This window comes from Neobacillus drentensis NBRC 102427 (assembly GCF_001591445.1).
GTDB classification, from domain to species: domain Bacteria; phylum Bacillota; class Bacilli; order Bacillales; family Cytobacillaceae; genus Neobacillus; species Neobacillus drentensis.
On the sequence record NZ_BCUX01000095.1, the window covers coordinates 1 to 7,755 of the forward strand.

At 38.0% G+C, this 7,755-nt stretch carries 2 protein-coding genes and 2 pseudogenes; 3 read left to right on the forward strand and 1 reads right to left on the reverse strand.

Annotated elements, in window-relative coordinates; all coding sequences use genetic code 11:
- Positions 1-350 (reverse strand): annotated as a pseudogene (locus BDR01S_RS23815) (hypothetical protein); the annotation flags it as partial.
- Positions 351-844: 494 nt separating this feature from the next.
- On the opposite strand from BDR01S_RS23815, the gene BDR01S_RS23820 reads away from it, so the two are divergent.
- The 3 genes and pseudogenes from BDR01S_RS23820 to BDR01S_RS23825 form a co-directional block, all read left to right on the forward strand.
- Complete coding sequence (locus BDR01S_RS23820) at positions 845-1,027, forward strand: hypothetical protein (RefSeq protein WP_066248328.1); 183 nt, start codon at positions 845-847, stop codon at positions 1,025-1,027.
- 609 nt (positions 1,028-1,636) lie between these two features.
- Positions 1,637-2,461: pseudogene (locus BDR01S_RS26765) on the forward strand (RCC1 domain-containing protein); the annotation flags it as partial.
- Between the two features lie 255 nt (positions 2,462-2,716).
- Positions 2,717-7,755, forward strand: a 5,039-nt coding sequence (locus BDR01S_RS23825) for an Ig-like domain-containing protein (protein ID WP_439951488.1), incomplete at its 3' end; no start/stop codon positions are given.

Here is a 7,755-nt window from a genome sequence, read left to right on the forward strand (position 1 = left end):
AAGTACAAATTGCTAGACTGCGAACCATTTTTTCTTTCTGTTTCATAAACGGAGAGGATTCCTAATTCCTTTGCTTTTTGAATCATTCGTTTAAAGGTAGAGCGGGAGATTCCGTTATCTTTGTATTCTTGGTGAATGGCTTTTAAAATGGTCCCAATTTTAGCATTGCACACGCCTGGTATTTTGGCAGAAAAACGGACCAGCCGTTTCAATCCTACCAGTGCTCCTTTAGAAAAGTCATGCTTGTGTACCGCTAACCACATTTCGATATGAGTATTCAATTCCTGTAGCGAGCTAAATTGTGAAAACTGCTCGAATCCTTCAATATTGCCAGATTTTAAACCTGCCATTTCAAACACCCTTCCACCGCTTTTTAGTGCTGTATCTAATCGAAAGTTAACGATCTCAGCACCTCTACGATATCGGGTTTAACTGCTTAAATCGAACGGCTAAAATTCACTTTTGGAGCCACTTTTGGAACGAAATATGCCAAAATGGGGGTCAAAAGTGATTTTTGAAGCCGTTTTTTGCGATTTCAACTAGTTTTGATATCATTTTGCATCCTTAACACTGAAGGGGTGTTCGTTCCTCATTTTGATAACCTTCTATATTCATTTCTGTTAACTAGGTTTACTAGGGGAAACGCAAGTATTAGGCCGCATATTTGAATGGGGGGAATCTAATTCAGCTGCCCGCCTGGGTTCCTTTTCATAAAAGGTATGTTTGGAGACATCTATCGACATTGTTTTCAGGTGTTTGAAGGGATAAATTCAGTCATAGTGGGTATTGAGGCAAGTTTTAATCAATCGTTTGTGTAGTAGGGAAAGGAGGGGGAATTTATCAAATGAAGGAGGTTCATAAGAAACCAGGGACTTTTTGTGGAGAGGTGGGGAATTTCCTGGAGAATATTCTTGCCGACCTCGACAATCTTCGTATTCAGTTTGTACGGAGAAAGCTTTTGAATAGACGGTTGTTGTGGATTGAACTAATCTCATTAAAAACCATGAACTGTCCTTCTGGAGTATAAAGTAGTTAAAAATGGAAACTAGCTCGTTCTTAAGGTCAAAAGTTTTTGAAATCTTAATAAAGTATAGAAGGGAAATTATTATTATGATAAAATTCTATTATAATGGAAATTTTATGGAAATATAATATATTACTATATCTATTGGGACCTTTGGTGTGTTTCGGAAGATCCTAAATATTTGAAGAAGGTGGGTTAGATTTGAGTGTAAGGTTAAACAGAAAAGGATTTTAAACAAAATAAAAAATCTATATTAATGGGGAATACATTATGAGAAAACAATTAAAAATTATAAGTTTAACACTACTTTTTTGTATGGTAGTAAATATCATGCCATTAAGTTGGTTGTCGGCTATTCCGTACTTTAAAACAGCGAATGCTGACCTAAATCTGACTAGGGGAGAAATAAAGAATTTTGAGGGGATCATCGAAGCGGGTTTTCCAAGGAGCGTAGTCTTAAATAGAAATGGAACAGTATCAGTATTTGGTATTGCCGTAGGGAACATAAAAGAATGGTCGAATATTTCATACGTTGCTCAGGGTAGCTCTCATATAGTCGGCTTAAAGAACGATGGAACAGTTGTTGGAGCAGGCGATAATTCCAGTGACCAAATTAATGTAAGTGATTGGTCAGATATCAAAGCTATTGCTGCAGGTAAGTATCATACGGTCGGCTTAAAAACAGATGGGACGGTTACAGCGATAGGTGACAATTATTTTGGACAAACAAATGTAGGTGCTTGGAAAGATATCGTTGCCGTATCAGCAGGGGTACGACATACGGTTGGCTTGAAGAGTGATGGAACAGTTGTTGCAGTAGGTAATAATATCTATGGGCAAACAAATGTTAGTAGTTGGACAAATATTGTAGCTATTTCAGCAGGGGATTTTTTTACGGTGGGTTTAAAAAGCGATGGTACAGTGGTCGCAGTAGGAGACAATAATTCTGGCCAAAGAAATTTAAGTAGTTGGCAAAATATTGTTAGTATCTCAGCTGGAACAAACCATACAGTAGGTTTAAAAAGCGATGGGACCGTAGTAGCAGCAGGGAGAAATACAGATGGACAAACCAATATTGGAGATTGGGAAAGTATTGTTGCAATTTCAGCAGATGAATACAATACTGTTGGATTAAAGAGTGATGGAACTGTAGTTGGAGTTGGTAACAATGGCTATGGCCAAATTAACTTCAACCCAGTAAAGAATATTGTTTCAATTTCATCTGGTACAAATCACACAGTCGGTTTGAAAGAGGATGGAACAGTAGTCGGTATGGATTATAATACCAATGGACAACTAAACGTAAGTGGTTGGAAGGATATAGTCGCTTTATCGGCAGCTGCGACTCATACTGTAGGTTTAAAGAGTGATGGAACAGTAGTAGCAGTAGGAGGTAATCAATACGGTCAACTAAATGTAAGTGGTTGGACTGATATCGTAGCGGTTTCAACTGCAAGTACACATACCGTGGGTGTAAAAAGAGACGGAACAGTTGTTGGAGTTGGAGATAATGGTTATGGTGAGCTAAATTTTAGCGATTGGAAAGACATAGTTGCTGTTTCATCTAGTTATTGGAATACAGTTGGTTTAAAAAAGGATGGAACGGTTGTTTTTACCGGAGATAATCGTTACGGACGTATATATGTTGGTGATTGGAAAGATATAGTTGCTATTACATCTGGAAATGATCATGTGGTTGGATTGAAGAAAGATGGGACAGTAGTAACAACAGGTAATGGCTTTGCTGGCCAACGGAATACAGATAATTGGAAGGGTATAGTGGATATTGCTGCAGGTATGGATTTTACAGTAGGCCTAAAAAGCGATGGAACGGTAGTGGGTGTAGGATATAATCCTTATGGGCAAATAAGTTTAGGTGATTGGAGAAATATAAGAGATATTTCAGCAAACGAATATCAAACCATCGGGCTTAGAAATGATGGAACAATAATAAACTCTAATAATTTTTCATATCCAACAGAAGTTATAAGCCCTCAGGTTAGTATTAATAAAAATATATTAAAGCCTAACGATAGCTTAAAAATTACGTTTTCTAAGGATAAATATTATAAATTAACTGACCCAGGGATTTCCTTAAATGAAGGAATTTCTTTACCTGATGGAAAGTTGGAAGAAGTTAACGATCTAGATTATCAATTCAATTATGTAGTAAAGTCGACTGATAGTGGAATCGTTAATGTTTCTTTCCCTGGAATAACAGATTTTTATGGTAATAGTTTAGTAAAAAACGACTATTTTAGAGTAATTCCATTAGAATCAATTAAAGCTTCGAAATCAGTAGCAATTTCAGGTGATAAGGTAACGATTTCAGCTACCTTTTATGAGAGTGTAAAACCCGGTTTCCAACTTTCTTTAGGTGGGGCAGTTGACTTAAAGCCTACTACAATGACTGAAGTGTCTGGAAGTAATGGAACAAAATATATATTGACATATACTGTTCCTTTTAATTATAAGGAGGGAACGATAAATACCTCGATAAAAAATGTTGAAACAGTAAAAGGTGTAAGTTTTAGCAAGTACACAGCAGAAAATGTTTTTACAAAGCAAAATAGGTTGGCGCCAGTTAGTTCACTGACAGCCTCTAAAGATAGAGCAAAAATTGGTGATGTTGTAACAGTTACTGCAAACTTTACGGAAAGTATAAAAAATGGAGTCCAGCTTTCATTTGATGGGGCTGGAGAAATGGAACCTGTTGTCATGAATCAGTTACCAGGTAGTAATGGAATGAAGTATTCCTATGATTATACTGTTCCAGAAGGTTTTACTGGTAACATTAATGCCCATCTAAAAGAGGTTTACGATCTAAATAATAAGCTGTCGCAAGAATATGTTATTAACAATTTATTTACGGTTGATGGAATTAAGTCGAGTATAAAAAGCTTAACTGCTTCCAATACTTCAGCAAAATTAGGAGATAAAGTTTTACTGACAGCAGTGTTTGATGAGCCTGTAAAACCAAACTTTACCCTGTCTTTAAATAATGGTGTTAACTTACAAAATGTTTCTATGAATGAGGTAGTTGACTCAAACTCTACTATATTTAACTATGAATATGTGGTTAAGGAAGGCGACCATGGCTCTATACATGCGAATATCGATGGGATTGAGGATTTAGCAGGCAATATTTCACAAACATATAGTAAAGATGATGTATTTCAAGCAGATGGTGTAAATCCTGTTATTCTTTCCGTTGTATCAGAAGAGAAGGAATACGAAGTAGGGGACTATGCTCATATTATTGCTACTTTTGCTGAACCTGTAAAACCGGGTGTTAAACTCAAATTATCTGGTGGAATTGATAATGAAGAGTATACCATGAGTGAGGTTCAAGGAAGTAATGGAACGGAGTATGAAATCTACTATGAAATTAAAGAGGGTCAGCATGGAGTGGTATTTGGCCTATTATCAAATATAGTGGATTTAGCTGGTAATGAGGTTACCTACGATCAGCAAAGAATTTTTTATGCAAGTGATCCTTCAAATGCAAAATTAGCTAGTATTTCCGCCACTGATGGAAGTAATATCTATCCACTTTCTGCAGAGTTTTCTTCAGAAATTGATACTTACTCTATTTACTTACCAAGTAATGTAACTAGTATCTTTTTAAATGGTGAGACTCAGGATAGTAAAGCTTCCATAGAAGGTAGCGGATTAAAGAACCTTGTTCAAGGTGAAAATACTTTTATTTTAAAAGTAACTGCAAGTAATTTAAATACGAAATATTATAAAGTAATCATTCATGTTACGGATGATACGAAACCCGAAATGACAGGTGTAGTTGACCAGACCGTTGGAATGGATACTCCGTTTGATGCAATGGATGGAGTAAAAGCTACGGATAATGTTGATGGCGATCTTACTTCACTGATTATGGTGGAGGGGTTTGTTGATATCAGCAAGCCAGGTGCTTATGAGCTTAAATATACTATTAATGATAAGGCTGGCAATTCAACAACCATTAATAGGAAAATTACGGTTGTTGATAACATTCCTCCTGTCATACCAATGGTTAATTCATTTGGTGACAACCAAAATGCGATTACAGGGACTGCCGAGGAAAATGGATATGTTGTTGCAGAAGTCGACGGTTTACGGATCGGTAGTGGTCCCGTTTCGAATGGTGGAACTTTTGAAATTTGGGTAAATAAACAAACTGCAGGAACTAAAATCAACCTATATGTAATAGATGCTTACGGGAATACTGGTCAAGCCACTACAGTAGAGGTTCAAGACTTTTCTGCACCTGAAAAACCTCTACCAAATAAGGTGACAGATAAAGATAGTTTTGTTACAGGGCAAGGCGAAGTAGGCTCTACAGTAAAAGTAAAAGGAAATAGCTCTGAGATAGGTTCAGGAACAGTCGATGAGGATAACAACTTTACTGTGTCAATTCCAGTCCAAAAGGCAGGTACTGAATTAGCTATCAGTGCAACAGATAAGGCTGGAAATGAAAGTGAACCAACCACATTACTGGTAGAAGACGTAACGGCACCAGAGATGCCAGTAGCTTATGAGGTAACTGACAAGGACACTACTGTAACAGGTGAGGCTGAAGTAGGTTCTACAGTTGAAGTGAAGGTAAATGGAACAGTTATAGGTACCGGAACAGTTGGAGAGGATGGCCAATTTAATATTGCCATTCAATCACAACAAGCAGGCATTGTGTTAAACATTACTGCAACAGATAACGCTGGTAACATGAGCAATGATTCAACCCTTGTGGTTAAGGATGGTACAGCACCTTCAGCTCCACAAGTAGAAAATGTATCCGATATATCAAGAGTGGTATGGGGAAGATCGGAAGTAGGATCGATAGTGACTGTAACAATAGGTCAATCCCAATATTCTGGCGTAGCAGAGTATCCTTTTGGTAATTATGAAGTAACTATTCCTGCACAAAAGGAAGGAACTGTGATAGAGGTAGCAGCCACAGATGCTGCTGGAAATGTTAGTGAAGCCAGAAAAGTGACCGTTCAAGATGGAACTCCACCGGACGCTCCGATAGTAAACGAAATTAATGACCAGTCATCTGAAGTAAGTGGAACAACAGAGGCTGGAGCAAAGGTATATGTAGTATATACATCACCACAATATGGTGTTTTGGTTAATACAGGGCGAGCAGATGAATATGGGAATTATCAAGTGGAGATTCCAATTCAAAATGCTGGTTCCACTATCACGATAATAGCTGCAGATGCTATGGGAAATCAAAGTGAACCGACTAATATTGTGGTAAAAGATGCAACGGCTCCAAATACACCGCAAGTAAATGAAGTAACTGACAAATCACAAGAAGTTTCTGGAACCACTGAATTAGGAGCAAAGGTTACAGTTAGAGTAGGGTTAATTGAGTATGGATTAACTGAATACACAGGAAAAGCTGATGAGAATGGGAGTTTCTTTGTATCGATCCCTGCTCAACAAGCTGGAACAGAAATAATTGTATTTGTAACTGACGAGGGTGGAAATGTTAGTGAGGGTAATAAGGTAATCGTAAAAGATGTGACTGCACCTGAAAAACCAGCGGTAAATGAAGTAACTGATAAAGATAATTTAGTTACAGGTCTGGCGGAAGTCAGTTCAAAAGTACAAGTAAAAGTAGGAAGTTCAGTCCTTGGTACAGGTACAGCTGGGGTGGATGGTAAGTTTAATATCAGTATCCCAGCCCAAAAAGCGGGAACTGAATTAATAATTATTTCTACTGATAAAGCTGGAAACGTGAGTGAAACTACCACAGTGTTGGTAAAAGATATCACTGCTCCGATAAAACCAATGGTAAATGAAGTGACGGATCAGGATACTTCAATTACAGGGGAAGCAGAGCTAGGATCTAAAATTGAAGCGAGAGTAAATGGGTCATTACTTGAGTCAGCAACAGCTAGTGAAGATGGCAAGTTTACTTTAACCATCCCAAGCCAAAAGGCAGGGACAGAATTAGTCATCACCGCAGCAGATAAATTTGGTAACGTAAGTGAAGTGACTAGCGTAGTCGTAAAAGATGTAACTGCACCTGAAAAGCCAATGGTTGAGGAAGTTACAGATAAAGACACAATTGTCATCGGTCAAGCAGAAGCAGGTTCTAGAGTAGAAGTAAAAGTAAATGGTTTAGTTTTTGGTACTGGAACTGCTGGTGTAGATGGTCAATATAAAGTTACCATTGAGGTGCAAAAGGCAGGCACAGAATTAGTCATTATTGCTACAGATAAGGTTGGTAATGTAAGTGAAACATCCTTAGTAGTGGTAAAAGACGTTACTGCCCCAGACAAGCCTGTAGTAAATGAAGTAACCGACAAGGATTCAAATGTAAGTGGACAAGCCGAAGCTGGATCAAAGGTAGAAGTGAAGGTAAATGGTACGGTGATTGGTACTGGAACGGCCAGAGAAGATGGTCAATTTACAGTGGCCATTTCCGCCCAAAAGGCAGGGACAGAGTTAGTCATTGTTGCTAAGGATAAGGCTGGCAATGTAAGTGAAACAACCACAGTAGTAGTAAAGGACGTAACCGCGCCAGACAAGCCTGTAGTAAATGAAGTAACCGATAAGGATACTACAGTTACTGGCCAAGCGGAAGCTGGATCAAAAGTAGAAGTGAAGGTAAATGGTTCAGTCATTGGTACTGGAATGGCCGGAGAAGATGGTCAATATAAAGTAACCACTGAGGTGCAAAAGGCAGGCACAGAATTAGTCATTATTGCAACGGATAAAGCTGA